The sequence below is a fragment of the Lentzea sp. NPDC037011 genome (assembly GCF_055607425.1).
The window spans coordinates 28,763-50,807 of record NZ_JBVJRT010000003.1; the positions used below are offsets into that span (position 1 = coordinate 28,763).

General features: G+C 71.8%; 24 protein-coding genes. 16 read left to right on the plus strand and 8 right to left on the minus strand.

Annotation, left to right across the window (positions count from 1 at the left end; genetic code table 11):
* The first annotated feature begins 5 nt into the window (after window positions 1-5).
* Window positions 6-968 carry a bacteriocin fulvocin C-related protein gene (locus tag ACZ7CH_RS08690; RefSeq protein WP_470373482.1) on the plus strand — a complete coding sequence of 321 codons (963 nt, stop codon included), beginning with the start codon at window positions 6-8 and terminating at the stop codon, window positions 966-968.
* A gap of 108 nt (window positions 969-1,076) precedes the next feature.
* On the opposite strand, the gene ACZ7CH_RS08695 is transcribed toward ACZ7CH_RS08690, so the two are convergent.
* On the minus strand, window positions 1,077-1,601 hold the full coding sequence (locus ACZ7CH_RS08695; protein ID WP_360393415.1) for a hypothetical protein: 525 nt from the start codon (window positions 1,599-1,601) through the stop codon (window positions 1,077-1,079).
* A 109-nt stretch (window positions 1,602-1,710) separates the two neighbouring features.
* Window positions 1,711-2,265: a hypothetical protein gene (locus tag ACZ7CH_RS08700; RefSeq protein WP_360393418.1), complete on the minus strand. Its 555-nt coding sequence runs from the start codon at window positions 2,263-2,265 to the stop codon at window positions 1,711-1,713.
* Window positions 2,266-2,476: 211 nt separating this feature from the next.
* Here ACZ7CH_RS08700 and ACZ7CH_RS08705 point away from each other — a divergent pair, with 211 nt between their 5' ends.
* The gene (locus tag ACZ7CH_RS08705) at window positions 2,477-3,589 is read left to right on the plus strand and encodes a vWA domain-containing protein (RefSeq protein ID WP_470372362.1); all 1,113 of its coding nucleotides are present in this window, start codon (window positions 2,477-2,479) and stop codon (window positions 3,587-3,589) included.
* Window positions 3,586-4,188, plus strand: a complete 603-nt coding sequence (locus tag ACZ7CH_RS08710; RefSeq protein ID WP_360393424.1) for a class F sortase — start codon at window positions 3,586-3,588, stop codon at window positions 4,186-4,188. Before ACZ7CH_RS08705 ends, ACZ7CH_RS08710 begins: the two co-directional genes overlap by 4 nt.
* 12 nt (window positions 4,189-4,200) lie before the next feature.
* Here ACZ7CH_RS08710 and ACZ7CH_RS08715 read toward each other — a convergent pair whose 3' ends face one another.
* Window positions 4,201-5,058 carry an NAD-dependent epimerase/dehydratase family protein gene (locus ACZ7CH_RS08715; RefSeq protein ID WP_470373483.1) on the minus strand — a complete coding sequence of 286 codons (858 nt, stop codon included), beginning with the start codon at window positions 5,056-5,058 and terminating at the stop codon, window positions 4,201-4,203.
* Between the two features lie 138 nt (window positions 5,059-5,196).
* Between ACZ7CH_RS08715 and ACZ7CH_RS08720 the strand changes: the two genes are divergently transcribed.
* The gene (locus tag ACZ7CH_RS08720; RefSeq protein ID WP_470373484.1) at window positions 5,197-6,069 is read left to right on the plus strand and encodes a LysR family transcriptional regulator; all 873 of its coding nucleotides are present in this window, start codon (window positions 5,197-5,199) and stop codon (window positions 6,067-6,069) included.
* Here ACZ7CH_RS08720 and ACZ7CH_RS08725 read toward each other — a convergent pair.
* The gene (locus tag ACZ7CH_RS08725) at window positions 6,019-6,480 is read right to left on the minus strand and encodes a hypothetical protein (RefSeq protein ID WP_470373485.1); all 462 of its coding nucleotides are present in this window, start codon (window positions 6,478-6,480) and stop codon (window positions 6,019-6,021) included. The genes ACZ7CH_RS08720 and ACZ7CH_RS08725 overlap by 51 nt on opposite strands.
* A gap of 320 nt (window positions 6,481-6,800) precedes the next feature.
* Here ACZ7CH_RS08725 and ACZ7CH_RS08730 point away from each other — a divergent pair, with 320 nt between their 5' ends.
* The 3 genes from ACZ7CH_RS08730 to ACZ7CH_RS08740 all read left to right on the plus strand — a co-directional run bounded on the left by ACZ7CH_RS08730 (window position 6,801) and on the right by ACZ7CH_RS08740 (window position 9,622).
* The gene (locus ACZ7CH_RS08730; protein WP_470373486.1) at window positions 6,801-8,009 is read left to right on the plus strand and encodes a PucR family transcriptional regulator; all 1,209 of its coding nucleotides are present in this window, start codon (window positions 6,801-6,803) and stop codon (window positions 8,007-8,009) included.
* A gap of 125 nt (window positions 8,010-8,134) precedes the next feature.
* Window positions 8,135-8,605: a TraR/DksA family transcriptional regulator gene (locus tag ACZ7CH_RS08735; RefSeq protein WP_360393439.1), complete on the plus strand. Its 471-nt coding sequence runs from the start codon at window positions 8,135-8,137 to the stop codon at window positions 8,603-8,605.
* A 51-nt stretch (window positions 8,606-8,656) separates the two neighbouring features.
* Window positions 8,657-9,622 (plus strand): universal stress protein, encoded by a 966-nt coding sequence (locus ACZ7CH_RS08740; protein WP_470373487.1) that lies wholly within the window; start codon window positions 8,657-8,659, stop codon window positions 9,620-9,622.
* A 10-nt stretch (window positions 9,623-9,632) separates the two neighbouring features.
* On the opposite strand, the gene ACZ7CH_RS08745 is transcribed toward ACZ7CH_RS08740, so the two are convergent.
* Complete coding sequence (locus ACZ7CH_RS08745; RefSeq protein WP_360393443.1) at window positions 9,633-10,127, minus strand: cation:proton antiporter regulatory subunit; 495 nt, start codon at window positions 10,125-10,127, stop codon at window positions 9,633-9,635.
* 113 nt (window positions 10,128-10,240) lie between these two features.
* Here ACZ7CH_RS08745 and mbhE point away from each other — a divergent pair, with 113 nt between their 5' ends.
* The 9 genes from mbhE (at window position 10,241) to ACZ7CH_RS08790 (ending at window position 18,588) form a co-directional block, all read left to right on the plus strand.
* Window positions 10,241-12,529 carry a hydrogen gas-evolving membrane-bound hydrogenase subunit E gene (mbhE, locus tag ACZ7CH_RS08750; RefSeq protein ID WP_470373488.1) on the plus strand — a complete coding sequence of 763 codons (2,289 nt, stop codon included), beginning with the start codon at window positions 10,241-10,243 and terminating at the stop codon, window positions 12,527-12,529.
* On the plus strand, window positions 12,526-12,990 hold the full coding sequence (locus ACZ7CH_RS08755; RefSeq protein ID WP_458431587.1) for an MnhB domain-containing protein: 465 nt from the start codon (window positions 12,526-12,528) through the stop codon (window positions 12,988-12,990). The genes mbhE and ACZ7CH_RS08755 overlap by 4 nt, the downstream gene beginning before the upstream one ends.
* Window positions 12,987-13,424 (plus strand): sodium:proton antiporter, encoded by a 438-nt coding sequence (locus ACZ7CH_RS08760; RefSeq protein WP_470373489.1) that lies wholly within the window; start codon window positions 12,987-12,989, stop codon window positions 13,422-13,424. Before ACZ7CH_RS08755 ends, ACZ7CH_RS08760 begins: the two co-directional genes overlap by 4 nt.
* Window positions 13,425-13,429: 5 nt before the next feature.
* Window positions 13,430-14,806 (plus strand): complex I subunit 5 family protein, encoded by a 1,377-nt coding sequence (locus ACZ7CH_RS08765; RefSeq protein ID WP_470373490.1) that lies wholly within the window; start codon window positions 13,430-13,432, stop codon window positions 14,804-14,806.
* Window positions 14,807-14,820: 14 nt separating this feature from the next.
* Window positions 14,821-15,309 carry a Na+/H+ antiporter subunit E gene (locus tag ACZ7CH_RS08770; protein WP_470373491.1) on the plus strand — a complete coding sequence of 163 codons (489 nt, stop codon included), beginning with the start codon at window positions 14,821-14,823 and terminating at the stop codon, window positions 15,307-15,309.
* Window positions 15,310-15,315: 6 nt separating this feature from the next.
* Complete coding sequence (locus ACZ7CH_RS08775; protein ID WP_360393459.1) at window positions 15,316-15,585, plus strand: MrpF/PhaF family protein; 270 nt, start codon at window positions 15,316-15,318, stop codon at window positions 15,583-15,585.
* Complete coding sequence (gene mnhG, locus ACZ7CH_RS08780) at window positions 15,582-15,890, plus strand: monovalent cation/H(+) antiporter subunit G (protein ID WP_360393461.1); 309 nt, start codon at window positions 15,582-15,584, stop codon at window positions 15,888-15,890. The genes ACZ7CH_RS08775 and mnhG overlap by 4 nt, the downstream gene beginning before the upstream one ends.
* 219 nt (window positions 15,891-16,109) lie before the next feature.
* Window positions 16,110-17,423 (plus strand): peptidoglycan DD-metalloendopeptidase family protein, encoded by a 1,314-nt coding sequence (locus tag ACZ7CH_RS08785; RefSeq protein ID WP_470373492.1) that lies wholly within the window; start codon window positions 16,110-16,112, stop codon window positions 17,421-17,423.
* A gap of 1 nt (window position 17,424) precedes the next feature.
* Window positions 17,425-18,588, plus strand: coding sequence for an FG-GAP-like repeat-containing protein (locus ACZ7CH_RS08790; protein WP_470373493.1), 1,164 nt, complete (start codon window positions 17,425-17,427; stop codon window positions 18,586-18,588).
* 149 nt (window positions 18,589-18,737) lie between these two features.
* Here the strand turns inward: ACZ7CH_RS08790 and ACZ7CH_RS08795 are convergent, their stop codons facing one another.
* Genes ACZ7CH_RS08795 through ACZ7CH_RS08805 form a run of 3 tightly spaced genes read right to left on the minus strand, consistent with a single transcriptional unit; the run spans window position 18,738 to window position 22,045 of the window.
* Window positions 18,738-19,886, minus strand: coding sequence for an ABC transporter permease (locus ACZ7CH_RS08795; RefSeq protein ID WP_360393469.1), 1,149 nt, complete (start codon window positions 19,884-19,886; stop codon window positions 18,738-18,740).
* On the minus strand, window positions 19,883-21,076 hold the full coding sequence (locus ACZ7CH_RS08800) for an ABC transporter permease (protein WP_360393471.1): 1,194 nt from the start codon (window positions 21,074-21,076) through the stop codon (window positions 19,883-19,885). Before ACZ7CH_RS08800 ends, ACZ7CH_RS08795 begins: the two co-directional genes overlap by 4 nt.
* Before the next feature lie 30 nt (window positions 21,077-21,106).
* On the minus strand, window positions 21,107-22,045 hold the full coding sequence (locus tag ACZ7CH_RS08805; RefSeq protein WP_360393474.1) for an ABC transporter ATP-binding protein: 939 nt from the start codon (window positions 22,043-22,045) through the stop codon (window positions 21,107-21,109).

Below are 22,045 nucleotides of genomic sequence, written 5' to 3' on the forward strand. Positions count from 1 at the left end.
TGATCTTGGCCTTCGACGGGTCCTGCGGGCAGTGCCGGCAGATCTCCCGGTTGGTCGAGCGGGCCTGCGAGGGAAAGCTCGAAGTCCGCCCCCTGGGCAACCCGGACGTCCGGCGCTGGCGGGAACAGGCCCTGGGTGCGGAGGCACCGTGGGCCCCGACGCTCCTCCGGGTCGAAGGGGACGAGGTCCGCGCATGGGTGGGCCGGGCCATGGCCGTGCCGTTGGTGCGACGGCTGGGGTTGCGTTCGATGGTCCGGGTGGTCCGGGCCTTCGGACAGCTCCGCGTCTCCGCAGCACCTCCGGCCGAAGGCGCCGGCGACGTGATGGGGCGCAAGCAGTTCCTGCAACTCGGCGTCGGTGCCGCCGTGGTGGCCGGCCTGGCCGTCACCGGGCAGGTACCCGCGTTCGCCCGCAGCGGCCGGTCCAAGTCGCGGGCGTGGGTCGAGGCGAACATGCACCGGCTGCCGCGCCAGTACGCGGACTTCTCCACCTACCCGATGACCTACCGCAGGCAGATCTACCCGCACCTCCCGCCCGAGACGAAGCGGCAGCTCTGGCTGGACCACCTCAGCCAGTACCGTGCGAACGCCGCGGGACTGACCCCGGCCGGAACCGCGGTGCTGGACCGGGCGACGGCCATCGTGCGCGACGAGTGCACCTTCACCTCCGTTCCCGAACCGGGCTCGAAGTTCGACCGAACCCTGCGGGAACTGCGGCAGAAGGCCATCCGGCAGTTCGGCCGCGACGAGGCGAACGCCATGCTCATCACGCTCGGTCCCGTGCAAGACCCGGTCTCCTCCCCGGTGGAGGAGGACGACGACCTGGACGTCACCTGCTCCTGCTCGGACCAGTGCCACGACGAGTGCCCCGGTAGTGACCACTGCGAGTACCAGCTGCACAACTGCGCATTCATCACGGACTGCTGCGCGTTCTGGCTGTACGTCTGCAACGGGCTCTGCACGCGGTGATGCGCCAAGCGTGATCCGTTGCACCACCTGGCCCGTGCTCCGGCGAGCGCCACTTCGCCGGAGTACGGGCCATGCGTGTGGCAGAGGAGGTACCAGGCGTTCGGCGGCTCAGAGGACTGCGGTGAAGGTGACCGTGCCGCTGACGCTGGTCAAGCCCTCAGGGGTGAGGCAGGCGGTGAGGTCGGTGGCGGGCAGGACCTTGGTCTGGACGACGGTCGCGCCTGCGAACAGTCCGTCGACCACGGTGCCGGTCAGGACGAGCACCGTGGTGCCGCCGGGCTTGAGGTTGACCTCGAAGCCACCTCGGACGGTGCTGCTCTGCCCGGTGTTCCAGTGGTAGGCCGAGGTGTGGGTGGTGGAGCCGGCCAGGCAGCTGAACGTGCCGCTGACCAGTGAGGTGAAGGTCGCTCCGGTGATCTCGGGATGGCTGGGGGACACGCAGCCGCCCAGCGTGCCGGTGGCGGTGAAGTCGATGTGCCTGGGCAGCAGCGTCATGCCGGGGGAGTAGGTGCCGACCTGGGTGCCCAGTGCGCAGTTGACGTCCACCGCGGACGCCGAAGCGGGTACGTGGAACAGCCCTGCGGCGCCGAGCAGCCCGCCGACCACGGCGACGATCGATGAACGCAGACGCATGAGGATTCCCGTTCTCCGAAAATGGTGATGAGCGAATCCAGTTTTGCGATTCGCTCATCCGCTCTCAATCGGCTGAACGGCTTGTGCTGGAACGCTGTCCGCGGACAGGTCAGGCGAGCTGGGTGATGGTGATGTTCGCGGGGCCGCTGGTGCCGGTGACGCCTTCGGGGGTGAAGCACTGGGCCGGTGTGGTGTTGAGCAGCGCCGCGGTCATCACGACGGTGGCCCCGGTGAACCTGCCCGCGGTCACCGTGCCCTGGTAGACCACGACGACCTCGTTCGCGGGACGCAGCACCACGAGCCCGACTGCGGCCACGGTGGTGGTCTCGCCGGTGTTCCAGGTGATGGTCACGGTGATGGAAACACCGCCGCCGAAGCAGGACACCAGGCCGTTGGCCACGATCGCGTACCCGCCGGAGGTGATGGTGGGGGACCCGGTGGAGACGCAGGAACCGTAGTCGGCGCTGGAGTTGATGGCGACGACCCCGGGTTGCGCGGTGACCCCCGGCTGGTACGTGTTGGCGCCGCTGCCCGTGCAGGACAGCAGCTCGGTCGCTGCCTGGGCCGTGGACGCTGTGGCGACGAGTCCGGCTGCCATCACGACCGCGACCACGGCGCCCGTCAGGGACCGCCGCACCATTGACAACAGACCTGCTGTTTCCATCGGAGTCCTCCTCACGTCCGGGACCTGGCCCGATCACACTGTAATCCCGCAACAGCGCGCCAAATGGGCGAAAAACCGCTGGCTCTCTTCGCTCAGGCGTGAGCGATGGTGCCCTTTTGTTTTTGCGTGAAATACACCCGTTCGGCGGATATCCGCATGTGACGCGGGCTCGTTGAAGGAGGGCGAATTCCGCGACGTGAGGACATGACGGATGAGAAGGCTTGGAGCCGGGGTGGCCGCCGCTGTGCTGGTGGTGGCCGGCGGTGTGCCGGCGAGTGCGGTGGACGGCACGCTGCCCGGTGGGATCGGCATCGCGGTGGACATCGAGACGCCGCTGCCCGACACGGTGATCCCCAAGGGCACCACCACGGTGGTCGGCACGGCGTCGATCGGCACCAGGACCGCGACGCCGAGGACGTCACTGGTCTACGTGCTGGACAGCTCCGGCAGCCTCAGCCAGGCCGGGTGGGACGCGGAGAAGCAGGCCGTCGCGCAGTTCCACCGGGAGGTGGCGCAGCAGCCGTACCTGGGCGTCGGCACCGTCGGCCTCGCCGCGTTCTCCACCACCGGCCGGGTCTTCTGGACCGGGCAGGCCGCCGGTCCGCAGTTCCAGAACGCGCTGGCGGCCCTGCAGTGGCAGGACGGCAGCACCAACTTCACCGCCGGTCTGAGGGCGGGCACCGAGGCCGCGAACGCGACGACGGAGCCCCGATCTCTCATGATCTTCCTGTCCGACGGCCGCGACAACCACGCCCTGGAGAACTTCGAGGGCGCGCTGTCCCAGGTGCCGGAGCGGGTGGACATCCACACCGTGGCGTTCGGTCCGGACGCCGAGTGCGGCAACGGCCCGCGCAGCCTCAAACGGATGGCGGACGCCACCGGTGGCACGTGCGTCAAAGCTTCCGAGGTGGGGGACCTGCCGGCCGTGCTGGGGACGTTGTTCCCCTCCGAGCTGCAGCGCCTGACGCTGACCGTGGACGGCGGGCCGGAGCTGCCGATCACCGACATCACCCCGGCGCTGCCCCAACCCGGTCCGCGCCAGGTCCGCTACACCGTCGAGACCCCGCCGCTGGACGTGGGCAACCACCCGTTGTGCGTCACCGCCCACGGCACCGACCACGCGGGACGGGGGAAGGTCACCGACTGCACCAACGTGATCATCCGCGAACCCGCGCCCGGCACCACCACGGCGGTCCCGACCACCAGCGCCACCCCGACCAGTCCCGGCAGCCCGCCGCCGACGGCGGCACTGCCCGGCAACCGGCAGGTCAGCGTCATCCCGCGCGGGGGCGTGGACACGGGCGACGGCACGGCGGCACCGTGACCGCCCGCAAGCGCGCGCTCATCGCCGCCACCGCGGCCGCACTCCTGATCGCCGGCCTGCTCGCCGCCGGTCTGCTCCTGCCCTCCGGCGACGACGGTCCGGCCGCGCAACCAGCCGCGCAACCGGCTGCGGCGCAACCACCGACGACGTCCGCCGCGGCACCGGTCGAGGTGCGCATCCCCGCCCTCGGCGCCCGCTCCACCCTGATCCCGCTGGGGCTCAACCCCGACGGCACCGCCGAGGTCCCACCGCTGGACCAACCCCTCCAGGCAGGTTGGTACAAACACGGCCCCGCACCCGGCGACACCGGCCCCGCCGTTCTGCTCGGCCACGTCGACGGCCGCGGTCAGCCCGGCATCTTCCACGACCTCGCCAAGCTGAAGTCCGGTGATCGCGTCGAGGTCGTCCGCCACGACACCAGCACCGCGACCTTCGCCATCAGCCGGGTCGACCGCGTCCCCAAGGACCGCTTCCCCACCGACACCGTCTACGGCGAGACCACCACACCGCAGCTGCGCCTGATCACCTGCGGTGGCGCCTTCGACTCGGCCACCGGCGACTACGGGGACAACGTCATCGCCTACGCCGACCTCGTGTGACCGCCGCCGGGTTCATCCGGCGGCGAGCTCGGTCAGCGGGTCGGTGTGCACCGGCGTCCACCCCAGCTCGCGCCGCGCCTTGGCCGGGGTGAGCTCCTGGTCGAGCGCGAACGCGTCGGCGATCGGGCCCATCTGCTCGCGGGCCTGCTCGATGCCGAGGGAGGCGGTCTTCCCCTCGAGTCCGGCGCCGCGGGCGCAGGCCTCGGCGACCTCCTTGGCGGTCGGGTTGGTTCCGCTCACGCCGAGGTACGCCGAGCCCGCCGGAGCCGACAGCGCCGCCACGTAGAGCCGGGCGAGGTCCTCGACGTGGACGAGGGCCCAGTGGTTGCCGCCGTCGCCGATGTACGGGATCGCGCCGTTCTCCTTGCCCGGCTGGACGAAGAAGATGTCGATCAGGCGGTTGTCGCCGCCGTGGAGCAGGCCGGGGCGCACGACGACCGGCCGTCCGCCGTCAGCGGCCCTGGCCAGCACCGCGTCTTCGACGGCCTTGCGCCAGGCCACGATCGACGGGGGGTTCCACGGCGCGCTCTCGTCCTGCACGCCGTGGGTGTCGCCGTGGACCCAGCTGCCGCCGGTGTGCACGTAGGTGCCGCCGCCGACGCCGTCCTGCATCGCGGTGGCGGCCGCCAGGTCCTCCTCTCCGCTGGTGGCCTGGGCGAGGTGGACCACGGCTTCCGCCCGCGCCGCGGCGCGGGTGAGCACGCCGAGGTCGGTCAGGGCTCCTCGGACCGCGCTCGCACCGGCCGCGGCCACGGTCGCCTCGGCGCGGTCGCTGCGGGCGAGCGCCTCGACGACGTGCCCGGCGCGCACCAGCTCGCCGATCGTCGCGCGGCCGATGTAACCCGACCCACCGGTGACGAAGACCCTCATGACTGTTCCTTCCTCCGCGTTCTGCTGCTCCTCCACGGTGGCCCCGGCACCCGGGATGCGTCCAAGACCCGTTCCGCGCGCTGTGATGCCGCGTCGGCATCACCGGCCTGCGATGATGGGGCGATCGGACCGGAGGTGGTGAGCGACGTGGACTTCGACCTGCGCAGGTTGCGGTATTTCGTCGCCGTGGCAGAAGAGCTGCACTTCGGGCGGGCCGCCGCGCGGCTGCACATCGCCCAGCCCGCGCTGTCGCGCCAGATCCGCGCCCTCGAGGACGAGCTGAGGACGGCGCTGTTCGTCCGCGACCGCCGGAGCACGGTCCTCACCGCGGCGGGCGAACAGCTCCTCACCGACGCCCGCGACCTGCTGGCAGCGGCCGAAGCCGCGCACCGGCGCGTCACGGCAGCGGCCGGGGCGAAGCCGGTGCTCACCGTCGGTTTCATGCCGGGCATCGTGGTCACCCCTGCGGTGCGGGCGCTGGCCCGCCACCGGCCGGAGGTCAGCGTCCGGCTGCTGCGCACGAGCTGGCACGACCAGGTGGAGGTCGTCCACGACGGCCGCGTGGACGTCAGCATCGTCCGGTTGCCGGTCGACCAGCGCGGGCTCACCGTGCGGCCGCTGTTCACCGAACCCCGCGTCGTGGTGGTGCCCGCCGGTCACCGGCTGGCAGGGAAGGAGTCCGTGTCGGTCACCGAACTCGCCGACGAGCACCTGCTGCAGGACCCCGCCGCCGTCCCGGAGTGGCGGGACATCGCCCTGGAACTGCGCAAGCGGGACCGCCCGGAGGTGCCGCGCGTGGACAGCGTCGAGGAGAAGCTGGAACTGGTCGCCGCCGGAGCGGGGATCTGCGTCATCCCCCGGTCGGCGGCGTTGTTCTACACCCGCCAGGACGTCATCGGCATCCCGGTCGAGGACATCGCGCCGAACCAGGTGTGCCTGGCCTGGCTCGCGACCCGCCGGTCACCCCTCGTCGACACCTTCGCCGACGCCGCGGCGAGCCTGGTGCCCTGATCCCGGCGAGCACGACGGCGGAGACGCCGTGCGGCGCGGGGAAGCCGGTCGGGACACCGGTGCTCTGCCCGCTGATGGCCTTCTAGGTACCGGAGCTGCACCCTTGCGCGAGCGTCCTGCCGGCACAGGTGACATGTGGTGCGCGATGATCCCGATGGCGAACATGACGACACCGAGGACCCAGTACACCGTGCCCGAGAGCAGTCCGACGACGAGGAACGCGAGGCCCGACGCCAGGAACACGGCCAGGTGCTTGATCGGTGCTCCGGGCGTCAGGCTGAGCGCGATGATCCGTTCCGAGTTCCACGGGTTGCCGTGATCGAGCGGTGCCCTGCAGTCGGGCGACGACGTCTTCGTGTCCATTGTGGTGAGTTCTTCCTCCGATGGTGTGATCGAGATGTGCGTGCTCATCTGCTTCCACCATGCGTGCAAGGACGGGGAAAGGCAGGAGCGCCCGTCGGTCGAGTGGGGCGAGATCAGTTTGCCGACGCCCGGCAACGCCCATATGGTCGCGCCGGAGGCCGGCGAACATCGGGGGTCCCGATGTGCGCGAGCTCGCCGATCGGCTTCAGCTGCGCCACAACAGCGTTGTCGAGCCGGTCGGCACGGCGCGAGGTCAGGACCTCGTCGCGCGGGCCGCGTGACGGGCGGGGCCGGGTTCGAGACGGGTCGGGGGTTCCGATGACGCGGCAAGCGATCAGCATCCGCCGGGAGTGTGGCGAGGTGCCTCGATGACCCCCAAGGGCCGGCGCAGGAGCCGGAAGGCGGACCCGGACGAGCTCGGTGACGCCTGGCTGGCCGCGGTCGCCAGGGACGTGAGTGCCGCGGCGGGTGACGTGCCGGTCGAGCTGCTGGGCGACTTCCTGCCGTTGCTCGCCGACGCCGCCGCGAACGGGCGTCGGCCGCGGCGTTCGGAGCTGGAGGCGGTCGAGGCGCTCGGGCGCCGTGCCGCGGAGCTGGGGGTGTCGGCCGGTACCGCGGTGCAGCTGTACCTGTCGGCGTCCTGGCGGCTGTGGCGGGAACTCCCGGTGGTGGCCCGTTCCACCGACAGCGAGGTCGTGCGTGCCGCCGCCGAGGCGGTGATGCACGCGGTCGCCGACGCGGTGGCGATCCTCGCGGACGGGTACAACTCGGCGCGGCGCCGGATGGTCAGGCGCGAGGAGGCGTTGCGGCGGGAGCTGGTCGACGATCTGCTGCGCGGTGATGCCGACGTCGGTGGCGTCGTGGAGCGCGCGGAACCCTTCGGCCTGGACCTGACCCGGCCGCACCAGGTCGCGCTGGCCGCACCGCGGCGGCGGCTGCCGGACGTCGACGCCGCGACGAGCTCGCTGGAACGCCTCGTGCTGGACCTCCTCGGCGACCGCGACGTCCTCGTCGCGGCGAAGGACGGACTGGTGGTCGTGCTCGCACCGGGGGAGTCCGAAGCGCTGGACCTGGGTTCGCTGATGCTCGCCGAGCTCGACCGGTTGCCGCGGGGCAGGCCGTGGCGGGTGGCCGTGGGCCGGGCGTATCCGGGGTCCTACGGCATCGCGCGTTCCTACGAGGAGGCGCGCGAAGCGCTGACAATGGCGGCGCGGCTGCACCTGGACACCCCGGTGATCCGGGCCGAGCAGCTGCTCGTCTACCGCGTGCTGGTGCGTTACCAGCCGGCGATCGTCGACCTGGTGAACGCCGTCCTGGGTCCGCTCCGGAAGGCCCGTGGCGGTGCGGAGCCCTTGCTGGCCACCCTGGAGACCTACTTCGCCACCGGGGACGTGGCGACCGAGACCGCTCGGCGGCTGCACCTGTCCGTGCGCGCGGTCACCTACCGGCTCGGCCGGATCAAGGCGCTGACCGGCTACGACCCCACCGACCCCGGCCACCGGTTCACCCTGCACACCAGCGTGCTGGGCGCGAGGCTGCTCGGCTGGCCGGGAGACGAGACCACCGACGGGGCCTGATCAGGTTGCCGACGGTCGGCAACCTGATCACGGACGAGTTGACCGGCCGGACGCGCTGCCGAACCCGGGGTGCGCGGGGCAGAGTTGATGTCAACCGGCCGAAGTCCTCGACGAAGGAGGTTGACGTGCGTCGTGCCATGCACAGCGTGTCGATCGTGCAGACCGCGCAACACAACCGGCTCACCGGCCACCTGCCCGCGTTGAAGGACCGGCTGGAGCGGGAAAGGGCGTTCCGGCGCGAGCAGCTCGCGGAGCTCGACGCACCGGCCCCCCTGCCCGGCGACCACGCCCTGCGCGAGGTGACCGAACAGATCACCGCCGCTGCCAGGATCGCGCTCACCGACATCGAGATCGCCCTCCTGCGCATCGACATCGGTTCCTACGGCCGCTGCCAGACCTGCCACGCGGACATCCCGTTCCGTCTGCTGGAGGCGATTCCGCAGCTGCGGCTCTGCCCGGCCTGCCGGCACGACGACACGGGCGAGCAGTCCCGTCGTGGTCGGCCGGTCAGGCGGCACCGAGCACGTTCCTCCTGGGCTCGTGGCACCACCCGGCCGAACTCATCGGTCTGCCTGACGTCCAGCGGAACCAGGTGACCGGATGACCTCCGCCGAACCGGCTCCTGTTGCACCAGAAGGGAGTGAGCGATGAGCTCCGACCACTTGGGACAGCACCTCGGTCACCTCCGGCAGCGGCCGGTCGTGGTCGGCTACAACGGCAAGCGGCACGCCCGCGTGGCGCTGGCGTGGGCGGCCGAGGAAGCCGCCCGGCGGCGGGTGCCGCTGGTGGTGATGAACGCCGCGAACTACCCGGGGATGACGCTCGGGCCTGCTCCCGGTCTTCTCGACCCGTCACCCCGCGGGCTGGAAGCCGACGAGGAGGTGACCGCCGCGGGTGTGGCCGAGGCGCGGGCCCTCCAGCCCCGCCTGCACGTGTCGGGCGTGACCCTGGCGACCGCGCCGGCCGACGCGTTGGCCGACGCCGCCGCGAGCGCCGGGCTGCTGGTCGTCGGCAGCCGCGGGTTCGGCCGGGCCCTGTCGGTGCTCCTCGGGTCGGTGGCCTTCTCGGTCGCGGCCCGCGCCCGCTGCCCCGTCGTCGTGGTCAGGTCCGACGGCCGCCCCCGGCCCGCCGGTGCCACACCCGAGGTGGTGGCCGGGTTCGACGGTTCGCCGGAAGCCGCCGCGGCACTGCGCTTCGCCGCGGACCACGCCGCCGCGACGTCGAGCGGGCTGCTGATCGTCACCGCCACGGGCGGGGACGTGTCCGCGGGCGACGGTTCCGACCGGCGGCTCCTCGCCGCGCGGAACATCGCGGAGGAGGGGCGCGAAGCGGTCGGCCGGGCACATCCGCACCTCGACGTCGTCACCGCCGTCGAAGACGGTCCCGCCGAGCGCGTGCTGGTGACCGCTTCTGCGGCGGCGCGGCTGGTCGTCATCGGTACCCGTGGTCGCGGCGCGTGGCGCGGGATGCTGCTCGGTTCGGTCAGCCAGCAGGTCGTCGACGGCGCTCGCTGCCCGGTCGCGGTGATCGGCGCCGACCCGCCGGTGGTCGACCTCGTCGAGGTGTGGGGCCGCGACTCGTTCCCGGCCAGCGACCCACCGGCGAACTGGTAGGGCCGCGGACTCAGCCCTGTGCGGCGCCGAGCAGCCTGGCGCGGACCTCCGCGATGTCGGCGCGGTGCCCGACGATGAGGAGCTGGTCGCCGGAGCGCGTCAGCTCGTGGCCCTCCGGTTTCATGACGGTCTGCTCGCCCCGCACGATGGCGACCAGCGTCGCCGAGGCGTGGCCGTCCAGCCCCAGCTCGCTGACCGACAGGGACCGGGCCTCCGGCTCCACGGTCAGCCAGTCGATCGCCACCGCGCCGAACACGGCGGGTGCGTCGTGGTTGCCACCGGCCGGTTCGAAGTAGACACCGGCGAGCACGGCACCGAGCGTCCGCGCCTGGAGCTCGTCGAGCTGCACGGCACTGCTGGCCGCCTCCGCGTCCTCTTCGAACGTGTAGAGGTGACGCGTGCCGTTGTTCTGCACGACGACAGCGACTCGGCCACCGCTCGTGCAGCCGATCTCGAACAGCTTGCCCAGCCCTGGCAAGTCACGCCTGCGCACCGGGACGTCCATGACTCGACATTGGCACAGGCTCTGGTACCGGGCAACACGCGCTCACAGCGGATGCGCACCCGTCTGGGACCCAGTACGGTCGGGAGCGTCCGCCGCCTGCGGAAGGAGTTGCCGTGACCGTGCGAAGCGGAGGCGCGGCACCACCTGACGACGGCGAGACCCGTGCCGAGCCGGCTGCCGACTGGCAGGGGTGGACGGCCTGCGCCGCCGCGGCCGCGGGGTTCGTGCTGTGCCTGCTCGGCTGGCTGGCCGGAGGCGGCGGGTTCTCCGCCCCCTGGGCCCCGAGCCTGAATCTGCGGCTGAGCTTCACCTTCGACGGTCTCAGCGCCCTGTACGGGTTGCTGGCCACCGGTGTCGGCGCCCTCGTCTTCGCTTACGGCACGCGCTACCTGACCCTGCACCTGGAGCACCAGCGCCGATCGGTGGTGGAGCGGTGGCGGTTCTGGCCGTGGATGCTGCTGTTCGCCGTGTCCATGGTGGGCCTGGCGACCGCTCAGGACCTCGTGCTGGTGTTCGTGTTCTTCGACCTGACGGCGGTGTGCTCGTACTTCCTCATCGGGTTCGACCGGGCTGATCGCGAAGCGCGGACCTCGGCGTTGATGGCGTTGCTCGTCACCGTGATCGCGGCCGTGGCGATGCTCGTGGCCGCGGTGCTGCTCTACGCGCGGCACGGCACGTTCTCCATCCCGGAGTTGCTGGCGCACAACGACTCCTCGACGACCACCGCCGTCGCGGGCGCGTTGCTGGCGGTGGCAGCGCTGGCCAAGAGCGCCCAGGTCCCGCTGCACTTCTGGCTGCCCAGGGCGATGGCGGCGCCCACCCCGGTGTCGGCCTACCTGCACTCGGCGGCGATGGTCGCGGCCGGTGTGCTGGTGATCGGCCGGGTGCACCCGCTGCTGGCCCGCACCGAGGCCGTGCTGACCGGCCTGCTGGTCGTCGGGGCGACGTCGGTGGTCGTGGGAGGGGTGCTGGCACTGCGGCGTGACCGGCTCAAGCAGGTGCTCGCGTACTCCACGATCTCGCAGTACGGCTACGTGGTCATGATGTACGGCATCGGGGGAGCCGCGGGCAACGGCGCCGCGGCGTTCTACGTGCTGGCGCACGGCGTGGCCAAGAGCGCTCTGTTCATGACCGCGGGCGCGGTCACCACGGCCACCGGCGAGGACCGGCTGTCCAGGCTGGGCGGCCTCGGCCGCCGCATGCCCGTGCTCGCCGTCGCGGCCGGAGCCGCGTCGGCAACGCTGGCCGCGCTGCCGCTGACAGTCGGGTTCTTCAAGGACGAGCTGTTCTTCACCGCGGCGTTGGAGCACGGACCGATGACCGCCGCGCTGGCCGTTCTCGCCGCGGTGCTGACGTTCGCCTACATCGGCCGGTTCTGGACGGCGCTGTTCCTCGGGCCCCGGCGCGGCGAGGTGGTCACCTCCGCCGGGCTGCTCGTCACCCCCGTCGCGATCTTGGCCGTGGTCGCGGTGATCGGTGGTGTGGTGGTGGAACCGTTCGCGCGGCTGGCGGAGGACGCGGCAGGGGTCTCGGCCGGAGAACAGGTCGCCCTGTCCCCGGCCTACCACCTCGACGCGCGCCCGGAGAACCTGATGGCGCTCGCCGCGTGGGGGTTGGGCGGGCTGCTGCTGGCCCTGCCGCGGGTCACGGGCCGGGTGTCGCTGGCCGTGGCCGCGGCGGGGGAGCGGTGGGGACCGAGACGGGCCTACGAGGCGGCGCTGCACGGGCTGGACCGGCTGTCGTCCGTGCTGCACGACCGCGAGGTGCGGGACCTGCGCACCAGCATCGCCGCGGTGCTCGTTCCGGCCGGTGTGCTGATCGGTCTGGCGTTCGCGGCCACCCCCACCGCGGGCGCGTACGTCGTCGGCCCGGTCGCGGGGGTCGACTGGGTGATCTTGCCGCTGCTCGGGCTGGTCGTCGTCACGACCGCGGTCATCGCCAGGTCCCGTTCCCGGATCGCCGTGGCGCTGGCCCTGTCCGTGGTCGGCTTCGCACTGGCGGCGCAGTACGCGTTGCTCGGCGCCCCGGACGTCGCACTGGTCGCCGTCGTGGTCGAGACCATGCTGACCCTGGTCTTCGTCGCGGCACTGGCCAGGATGCCCGACGCCCAGCCGGTGAGGGACCCGGCCGTCCCGCTGCGCAGGCGACGCCGGCGCGACGCACTCGCGGGTGCCGTCGCAGGGCTCGCCGTCTTCGTGTCGGTGTGGGGCTTCCTGTCCCAGCCGGCGCCGGACAGCGTGTCCGCGGAGCACATCCGGCTCACACCGGACGCGCACGGCGGCGACGTCGTCACGGTGATCGTGGCCGACTTCCGCGGCTTGGACACCCTGGTGGAGATCACCGTCCTGCTCGCGGCGGTGGTCGGCGTGGCCACCCTGATCCGGCGCGGGCGGCTGTGGTGAGCCCCGGTGACGGCGACGACACCCCGGACTCCGTGGTCCGGGTGGTCGCCCGGCGGCTGCCCGGCCCCAGCGTCGTGGTCGCGGCCGCGCTGATCGTCAAGGGCTACGCCGAGGTGGGTGACGGCTTCGCCGCCGGGGTGATCGTGGCGCTCGCGATCTCGCTGGTCTACGTGGCCCTCGGGGCCGAGGCGGCGGAGTCCGCGCTGCCGTTGCTGCGCCACGCGCCGAAGCTCGCCGTGGGTGGTCTGCTCCTCGCTCTCGCCAGCGGGTTCTTCCCCCTCGCGCTCGGCCGGCCGCCGGTGTCGCACCGCCCCGGCCCAGGAGAACACGTCGTCAAGATCGGCGCACTGGAGCTGTTCACCCCGCTGCTGTTCGACATCGGGGTGTTCCTGCTGGTCGTCGGCGTGCTGACGATCCTGGTGCACCACCTGGCCCGGCCGAGAGGGGAGCGCACGCGGTGATCCTCGCCTTCGCCCTCACCGCCGCCGTCCTGTTCGGTTCCGGCGCCTACCTGCTGCTCAAACGGGACCTCATCCGCATGGTGGCGGGCATCATGTTGATCTCGCAGTGCGCCGTCGTCACGCTGCTCGCGTCGAGCCTGAGCCGAGGTCAGGCGGCGATCGCGGTGCGGCCCGGTGACCTGGTGAGCGATCCGCTGCCCCAGGCGCTCGCGCTGACCGCCCTGGTCATCGGCCTGGCAACGGTGGCGATGCTGCTCGCCCTGGTGCACCGGGCCATCGTGGTCTTCCGGACCACCGAGCAGGACGAACTGGCCGCGACCGAGTCCGAGCACGACGCCGGGCTGGAAGCGGAACGGCGGGCCGAACGCGAGGAGGTCGAGAACGGACCCGACGAGGAGTGGGAGCCGCACACCGAGGACGGGCTGGTCCGCTGATGCTGATGTCGGTCGCGCTCCTCGTGCCGTGGGTCTCGGGTGTCCTGCTCGTCGCGTTCGACGGGCGCCGGCGCGTGGTGACCTGGCTTGCCGTCGTGTCGCTCCTGGTGACGCTCGCCGTGCTGGGCGTCCTCGCCGTCGAGGTGTTCACCGGGGGCGGCAGCGAGGTCGTCACCGGTGGCTGGGCGCCCGGCGTCGGCATCGTGCTGCGCGCGGACGCACTGGGCGTCGCCTTCGCGTGGCTCTCGGTGCTCGTGCTGCTGGCCGGCGCCGCGCACGAGGCGATCGGCCGGGTGCGGTCACGGACCTTCCCCGGTCTGGTCGTGCTGCTCGCCGCCGGGCTGACCGGTCTGTTCGTCACGGCCGACGTGTTCACCTTCTACGTCTTCTTCGAACTGGCCATGACCGCGTCGTACGCGCTCAGCGCCTACGGGGGCAAACGGCGCCAGCTGCGGGCCGCACTGGTGTTCACCGCGGTGAACCTCCTGGGCTCCTTCATCTTCCTGCTGTCCGTGGCCGGTGCGTACCGGGTGACCGGAACCCTCGCGATGGACCAGGTCGCCCAGCGCATGCTGACTGTGAACCCCAACGCCGCGATCCTCATCGCGGCCGGGTTCTTCATCGCGTTCAGCGTGAAGCTGGGCCTGTTCCCGTTCCACTTCTGGCTGCCGACCGTCTACGCCGGCTCCCGGCCGGCCGTCGCGGCCATCCTCAGCGGTGCGGTGGCGAACATCGGCGCCTACGGCCTCCTGCGCTTCGGCGCCGGGATCTTCCCGGAACAGCTGCGGCTGACGGGAGTGGCGCTCGCCGTCCTGGGTGCCGCGTCGATCGTCTACGGCGGGGTGCTGGCCATCGGTCGCGGCGACACCGCCGAGATGCTGGCCTACTCCGCGATCGGACAGGTGGGGTACGTGCTCGTCGCCCTGGGGGTGGGCGGACCGGTCGGGCTGACCGCCGCGGTGCTCTACAGCGTGGTCAACTCGCTGAACAAGGCGTTGCTGTTCCTGGCCTCCGGGACGCGCGGGCCGCTGGTCGCCGCCGCGTTCGCGATCGGGGCCCTCAGCGTGGCGGGGGTGCCGCCCACAGCGGGGTTCGTCGGCAAGCTCGAACTGTTCCGCACCGGGGTCGTGGCCGGCAGCGTCGCGCTCGTCGTGCTCCTCGTGGCCGGCAGCGTGCTCTCGCTGGTGTACCTGTTCCAGGTCTACCAACGCCGCTTCTGGCGCGAAGGCCCGCCGCCGGCCGGTGCGCGCAGCCCGTTGCCGCAGCGGCTGATCACCGCCGTGCTGGCCCTGCTCGTGCTGGCCACCGGCCTGTGGCCGGAACCGCTGCTCGCGCTCAGCGGTCAGGCGGTCGACGCCCTGCTGGCCGGTGCCCCGGGATGACGAGGGAGGTAGGGATGCTCGCACTGCTGGTCCGTGTCGTCGTGCTCACCACGATCTACCTGCTGGTGCTGACGAGCCTGCATCCGGGGGACGTCGCCACCGGCCTGGTGCTCTCGACCCTGGTGGTGGTGGCAGCCGCCAGGGTGAGCTCGTCGCAGCCGGCGCCGAGCTCGTCGTTGCCGCGCAGGCTGGCCGGTGTGCCGGCGCTGATCGGAGGGACGGTCGTGGACCTGGCGAAGGGCACGTGGGACACCGTGCGGTGCCTCGTCGGGCGAGGTCTGCCGCACGGTGGCCTCGTCGAGGTGCCGATACCGCCCAGCGGGCCGGCCGCCGCGGCGGCCTGGGGGATCAGGGTCGGGTTCGTGCCGGACACCGTCGTCGTCGAGATCGACGAGCGGAAGGGGACGATGTTGTTGCACGTGCTCGACGCGCGTGATCCCGATGCCGTGATCGCCGCGCAGACCGACTCCTACGAGCGGCGCCAGCGCCGCGTGTTCCCCTGACCGCCCATGCCTGCCTTCGTCATCGTCCCCGCCCTCATCTGGGTGACACTGCTGCTGGTCGCCGGCGGCCTGGTGCTGGCCCGCGCCCGTGACGTGCTCCAGCGGATCGTCGCACTCGACCTCCTGGCGGTGGTCGTCATCGCGTTGCTGGCCCTGCTGAGCTTCGTGAGGGACCAGCCGTACTACCTCGACGCCGCGGTGGCGCTCGCCCTGATGTCCTTCGTCGCCACCGTGGCCACGGCTCGGTACCTCGACAGGGGAGGGCCGTTCGGATGATCTCGGTCGTGCTCGACGTGGTCGGCGGTGTGCTGTTGCTGCTCGGTCTGGTGCTGCTCACGATCAGCCTCGTCGGCGTCCTGCGGCTGCCCGGCACCTACGGCCAGCTGCACGCCCAGGGGTTGGCCACCGGTCCCGGTGTGATCGCGATCCTCGCGTCCTCGGTCGCGACCGAGGACGCCGCGACGATCACCTTCGCCGTGCTCGCGATCGTGTTCATCGCGCTGACCTCGCCCGTGTCCAGCCACGCGATCGCCCGCGCGGCCCACCGCCGTGGTCAGCGGCGGGGCGACCAGGGGGACTAGGGCCTGCGTCGAGGTAGGTCAGAGCCTGACGCTGTTTGCAGGTCTCGAGGTCGAAGGCCTTGCTCGTCGCCTTCGGCGTTCTGCGGGACGTCACCGTGATCGACACGCGTGGTCGCCCGTGGACCGGCTGAAGTCCGCCATCTGCCGCGTGTAGGGTCCGTGTAGGTCATTTCCGTGTAATCCAGGGATTCATCTCCCGGAAGAAACGGAAATTGCGCGATGTTACTCAGAATCAGCAGCGCGGTCGCCGGCGTCATCGCCACCGTCGCCGCGCTGGTGCTCGTGCCCACCACCGCCCAGGCCGCCGCTCCCGCACTCGAGCTGCCGTTCATCTGCGGCACCTCGTGGGTGGGCAACTCCGGTGCCAGCAGCGCGCACCGCAACAACGAGATCGACTGGAACATGTCCGGCACCTCGGGCAACGAGGACCTCGGTGAGCCCGTGCTCGCCGCGGCGGCGGGCACCGTGAGCGCGGAGGGTGGCGAGACCTCCGCCTACGGCAACTACCTGGAGATCGACCACGGCGGCGGCTATTCGACGCTGTACGCGCACCTCGACAAGAAGTCGGTGCACGACGGCGACACCGTGCGGCAGGGCCAGGTGATCGGCACGGTCGGCAACACCGACGGCAACACCTCGGGCCTGTCCGCCCACCTGCACTTCGAGTTCCGCAACCGGGGAAGCGGCCAGAGCTATCCCGACTACATCCGGCCGGCCTCGTTCCACGGCGACCCGTTCGACTACGCCGGCGGCACCGAGACGTACGTCAGCCAGAACTGCGGCACGGTCAACCGCGCGGCCAAGAGCGTCAACGGCGACAGGTACGACGACGCGGTCGGCATCGACCCCTCCGGCAACGCGTGGCTCTACAAGGGCAGGGCGGGCGGGGGCTTCGACGCCGCTGTCCAGATCGGTACCGGCTGGAACGACTTCTCGCGCATCGCCGTGAACGACTCCAACGCCGACGGCTGGGCCGACCTGTTCGCCATCCGCGACGGCTCGCTGCACTACTGGAACAACCGGGGCGACGGCACGTTCGCCGTGGCCCGCGTGATCGGCCCCGGCTGGAACGCCTACGAGTACGTGTCCTTCGTGGACATCAACGGGGACAACAAGACCGACGTCCTCGCCCGCGACGGCGGCAAGATGTACGTCTACACCGGACAGGGCAGTGGCGCGTTCTCCGCGCGGTCGCTGCTCGGCGAGGGCTGGTCGGGCTACGCCCGGCACACGGGCGGTGACGCCGACGCGGACGGCGACGGCGACATCTGGGCGACCAACGGCTCGGGCGAGCTCTTCTTCTGGCGCAAGGACTCCGGCGGCTACGCGACGGGCGAGCAGGTCGGCAGCGGCTGGAACGGCTTCCGCCAGGTCGTGTCGATGGACGTCAACGGCGACGCGAAGGCCGACCTCGTGGCCATCCGCACGTCGGACAACACGCTCTGGCAGTGGCTGGGCGGCGGCGCGGGCAGGTTCGGCAGGGCGACGCAGATCGGCCACGGCTGGTCCGGCTTCGACCTGGCGGTGAACTGACGTGCGCATCCTGCCCGGACTCCTGGCCACGGCCGCCGCTCTGACCTGTTTCGCCCTGCCCGCTCAGGCCGCCGGTGACATCGACCTGTGCGTGTCCAACGGCCGCACCGCCGGGTTCACCGGTGAGAAGCTGGTCGTCGCGGTGGCGGTCGGCATGGCGGAGTCCCGGTGTGACCCGCTCGCCCGGTACGTGAACAGCGACAGCCACAGCTCGGTCGACCGCGGCCTCTGGCAGATCAACGACTACTGGCACCCCGAGGTCAGCGACTCCTGCGCCTACAACGCCGCGTGCAACGCGCGGGAGGCGTACCGGATCTCCGACCAGGGCACGGACTGGACGCCGTGGTCGACCTACAAGTCCGGCCGCTACAAGGAGTTCGTGGACGACGCCCGCGCGGCCATCGGCTCTCCACCGGCGCCAGTGCTTGCGTCCAAGAGCGTGAACGGCGACAAGTACGACGACGCGCTGGGGGTGGACCCGAACGGCAACGCGTGGATCTACAAGGGCCGTGCCGGCGGCGGGTTCGCGGCCGGCGTGCAACTCGGCGTGGGCTGGGGGAAGTTCACCCGGATCGGCATCGGCGACTCGAACGCCGACGGCTGGGCGGACCTGTGGGCCATCAGCAACGGCGCGCTCTACTACTGGAACAACCGCGGCGACGGCACCTTCGCCGCGGCGGCGACCGTCGGCACCGGCTGGGCGTCCATGGAGAACGTCGCGTTCGGCGACGTGAACGGCGACAACCGAACCGACATCCTGGCCCGCGACGGCGGCAAGATGTACCTCTACGTCGGCCGCGGCAACGGCAGGTTCGCCGAGCGCGACCTCGTGGGTGCGGGCTGGGCTTCGCTGTTCCGGCACACCGCCGCGGACGCCGACGGGGACGGTGACGGCGACATCTGGGCGACCGACACCGCCGGTGAGCTGTTCTTCTGGAAGCGCAGCGGCGCCGACTTCGCCACCGCGGTGCAGGTCGGGCAGGGCTGGAACGCGTTCCGGCAGATGACGTCGATGGACGTCAACGGCGACGGCAAAGCCGACCTCGTGGCCATCCGCACGTCGGACAACACGCTCTGGCAGTGGATCGGCACCGGGACCGGCGGGTTCGGCGTCGGCACGCAGATCGGGCACGGCTGGACCGGCTGGGACCTGGCGGCGAACTGACGGCGTGAGGCCGGCACCCCTCGCGGGGGCCGGCCTCACGCCGTGCCCGCGGCACCTGGTCGACAGGGCCGAACCGGCGCAGGCCGGCCAAGATCCGGGCCACCCGTTCGCCGGGAGCGTCCCGGTGCCCGGGGCGACACCCCACCCGCCTACACCGACGCCAGCGCCCGTCGCTGGAACACCACCAGCGCGACACCGAGCACCACCACCGCCATGCCCGCCAGGACCCCGGCCTCGACCAGGACCGACCCCAGCCCCGCCGACGGACGGGACAGGGTGAGCAGCGCGTCCATCGCCCACGAGTGCGGGAACAGGTAGCCGATCGTGCCCAGCACCTCGCCGGCCACCTCGCGCGGCCACAGGCAGCCGCCCAGCATGCCCAGCACGATGCCGACCGGGGGACCGATGGCCGGTGCCTGCTGCGGTGAGCGCACCAAGGCGCCGACCAGCATCGCGGCGCCCGTGGCGATGAGGCAGAACAGTGCGACGACCACGCCCACGCCCAGCGGGTCGCCCCACCGCACGTCGAACAGGAACCGGCTCACCACGATGATCAGCAGGGACTGCGCGAGCGCCACCGCGAACCGGCTCAGCGCCTCGCCCAGCAGCACCTGGCTCCGCCGCACCGGTGCGGCCAGGGAGCGGCGGACCATGCCGATGCGGCGGCTCTCGACCAGTGCGGCGGCGACGGCCATCGAGTTGACGAACGTGAACAGCAGCAGGTTCGCGGGTGCGGTGTAGGCGAAGCCGGTCGGTTTGGCGGGCTCGTCGCCTCCTGTCGAGGCGACGGTGACGGCCACCGACTCCTCCTTCGCCTTGCGCACGTACTGCTCGGCCTGCTCCGATGACGCGCCCGCCGCCCGTGCCGCGCGGGTCGCCTCCAGCACCGCCGCCACCTTGCCGACCGCCACGTCGATCTCGCTGCGCGCGGCCATGCCGCTGCCGCTGGTCTGGGTCATGACCAGTTCGAGCTCGGTGTCGCCCGGTGTCACGACCAGCCCCGCGGCCAGCTCGCCGCGGCGGACGTCGTCGCGGACCTCCTGCGCGGACTCCGCTCGCCGCACCTCCAGCGCCTGGTCGGACTCCAGCTCGGCGACCACGGCCGCCGACACCGGGTCGGAGGTGTCGGCGACCACGGCCACCGGCAGCTTCGCGTCCGCCGCGTCGCCACCCAGGGCCAGACCGACGAACACGATCGTCACGAACGGCATGACGACGATGAAGAACATGCCGACCTTGTCGCGCAGCTGGCGCTTCAGGTTGGCCAGCACCAGCGCGGTGACGGGACGGGGACTCATGCGAACCTGCCCTTGCGGAAGCCGAGCAACGCCACCGTGCCCGCGACGACGCCGATGCCGGTGACCACGGCGATCGGCACGAGCACGGCGGACGGGCCCGCGCCGGTGCCCGCCAGTTCCGACAGGCCCGCCGACACCCACCCGTTGGGCGTGATCAGCGAGATGCCGCGCAGCCACTCCGGCAGGTTGTAGACGGGCACGATGCTGCCGCCCAGGAACGCGAACACGAACGCCACGCCGAGCGTGTAGCCGTCGGCCTGCGCATCGGTCTTCGCGCGGCTGGCCACCAGCATCACGATCGCTGTCGCCGCGAACACGTGCGCCAGCAGCAACCCGAACACCCCGAGTGGGTTGCCCCAGCTCGCGCCGAAGATCAGCACGGACGACAGCCAGGTCGCGCACATGCTGACCAGCGCCAGCCCGAACCCGACCGCGCTCTTGCCCACCAGCGCCGTCCACAGTGGCACCGGGGCGGCGCGCATCCGGTCGAGCGTGCCGTTCTGCCGCTCGCTGAGCAGGCTGCGGGCGGTGGTGCCGACGACGAAGAACGCGAACATCACCGCCATGCCCGCGCCGTAGTGCACAGCCAGGTCGACCCGCCCGCCCGCGACCGGGTCGCCGACCAATGACAGCGCCGGCCCGGCCTTGCCGTTCTCCTCGACGAACAGCTGCACCCGGTCAGCGGGCACGCCCGCCTCCAGCGAGGCGCGCACGGCCAGCGTCCTGGCCTCGACCAGGGCCGAGATCCGGTCGACCATGCTGCGCGCCACCACACCCGCCAGCGGCGACTCGGGTGACTCCAGCACGGCCACCTGCCCGCCGCGGCCCGCGCCGACGCCCTCGCTGAACCCGGCGGGGAACACGAGGGCCGCACCCGACTCGCCGCCGTCGACCGCACGGCGCGCCGCGGCCTCGTCCGGGTACTGGCGGAAGGTCAGCACGCCCTTGAGCTCGTCGGTGTTCAGCGCCTCGCGCTGCACGCTCGCCGGGAACTCACCGCCGTCGAGGTCGACCACGCCGATGGTCGCCTTGAGCGGCGGGTCGTCGTCACCGCCCAGCGCCAACCCGAACATCGTCGCGAGCAGGATCGGCGCGACGAGCGCGATCAACGGCGCCGTGCCGTCCCGCAGCCGCGACCGCAGCTCATGGCCGCCCACGACCAGCAGGGCACGCAAAGTGCTCTTACCCAAGGTTTTCGCCCATCCCTAGCCCGGTCCGCGTCAGTCCCGCAGGGTGCTGCCGGTGAGGTGCAAGAACGCCGCTTCGAGGTCGGGTTCGACGACCTCGACACCGGTCACCGCTCCCGCGTCACCGACGGCGGCCAGCAGCGCGGGCAGCAGGTGCCGCCCGTCGGCGACGAGCAACCGGATCGACGACGACCCGGTGACCACCGCCTCGGACACGCCTTCCACGGCACGCAGCTTCTCGGACGCCGCGGTGACGTCACCGTCCAGCGTCAGCTCCACCCGGTCCGTGCCGCCCAGTTCGGCGACGAGCTCGCGCTTGGTCCCGTCGGCGACCACGCGGCCCTGGTCGATGATCCCGACCCGCGTGCACACCCGCTCCACCTCCTCCATGTAGTGGGAGGTGTAGAGCAGGCTCATGCCCTCGCCGACCAGCGCCTCGACGCGGTCCAGGATCGCGACGCGGCTCTGCGGGTCCACGCCGACCGTCGGCTCGTCGAGGATGAGCAGGCGCGGCCGGTGCAGCAGGGCGACGGCGATGTTGGTGCGCCGCTTCATGCCGCCGGAGTAGGTGTCCACCTTGTCGTCACCACGACCGGTCAGGCCGACCAGGTCGAGCACCTCGCCGATGCGCGAGGTCAGCTCACGCCGCGGCAGGCCGTGGAGCCTGCCGAAGTAGCGCAGGTTCTCCTTGGCGGTCAGCTCCGGGTACAGCGCGATCTCCTGCGGCACGTACCCGATGAGCCGCTTGGCGGCTATCGGGTCCTCGTCGACGTCGATGCCGCCGACCCGCACCGAACCCTCGTCCGGGCGCAGCAACCCGACGAGCATGGAGATGGTCGTGGTCTTGCCGGCCCCGTTGGGACCGAGCAACCCGTACGCCTCCCCCTCGTCGATGTGGAAGCCGACCCGGTCGACCACCGTCTTGTCGCCGTAGCGCTTGACCAGGCGCTCGCACACCAGCGCAGGCGTCAT

Coding starts and splice junctions, on each gene's coding strand:
- ACZ7CH_RS08745 (WP_360393443.1), bottom strand. CDS start 10,127: ATGGACGTCCCGGTGCGCAGGCGTGACTTGCCAGGGCTGGGCAAGCTG.
- ACZ7CH_RS08765 (WP_470373490.1), top strand. CDS start 13,430: ATGTCGGTCGCGCTCCTCGTGCCGTGGGTCTCGGGTGTCCTGCTCGTC.
- ACZ7CH_RS08805 (WP_360393474.1), bottom strand. CDS start 22,045: ATGACGCCTGCGCTGGTGTGCGAGCGCCTGGTCAAGCGCTACGGCGAC.
- ACZ7CH_RS08705 (WP_470372362.1), top strand. CDS start 2,477: ATGAGAAGGCTTGGAGCCGGGGTGGCCGCCGCTGTGCTGGTGGTGGCC.
- ACZ7CH_RS08770 (WP_470373491.1), top strand. CDS start 14,821: ATGCTCGCACTGCTGGTCCGTGTCGTCGTGCTCACCACGATCTACCTG.
- ACZ7CH_RS08715 (WP_470373483.1), bottom strand. CDS start 5,058: ATGAGGGTCTTCGTCACCGGTGGGTCGGGTTACATCGGCCGCGCGACG.
- ACZ7CH_RS08795 (WP_360393469.1), bottom strand. CDS start 19,886: ATGAGTCCCCGTCCCGTCACCGCGCTGGTGCTGGCCAACCTGAAGCGC.
- mnhG (WP_360393461.1), top strand. CDS start 15,582: ATGATCTCGGTCGTGCTCGACGTGGTCGGCGGTGTGCTGTTGCTGCTC.
- ACZ7CH_RS08695 (WP_360393415.1), bottom strand. CDS start 1,601: ATGCGTCTGCGTTCATCGATCGTCGCCGTGGTCGGCGGGCTGCTCGGC.
- ACZ7CH_RS08730 (WP_470373486.1), top strand. CDS start 6,801: ATGACCCCCAAGGGCCGGCGCAGGAGCCGGAAGGCGGACCCGGACGAG.
- ACZ7CH_RS08700 (WP_360393418.1), bottom strand. CDS start 2,265: ATGGAAACAGCAGGTCTGTTGTCAATGGTGCGGCGGTCCCTGACGGGC.
- ACZ7CH_RS08785 (WP_470373492.1), top strand. CDS start 16,110: ATGTTACTCAGAATCAGCAGCGCGGTCGCCGGCGTCATCGCCACCGTC.
- ACZ7CH_RS08775 (WP_360393459.1), top strand. CDS start 15,316: ATGCCTGCCTTCGTCATCGTCCCCGCCCTCATCTGGGTGACACTGCTG.
- ACZ7CH_RS08725 (WP_470373485.1), bottom strand. CDS start 6,480: ATGAGCACGCACATCTCGATCACACCATCGGAGGAAGAACTCACCACA.
- ACZ7CH_RS08740 (WP_470373487.1), top strand. CDS start 8,657: ATGAGCTCCGACCACTTGGGACAGCACCTCGGTCACCTCCGGCAGCGG.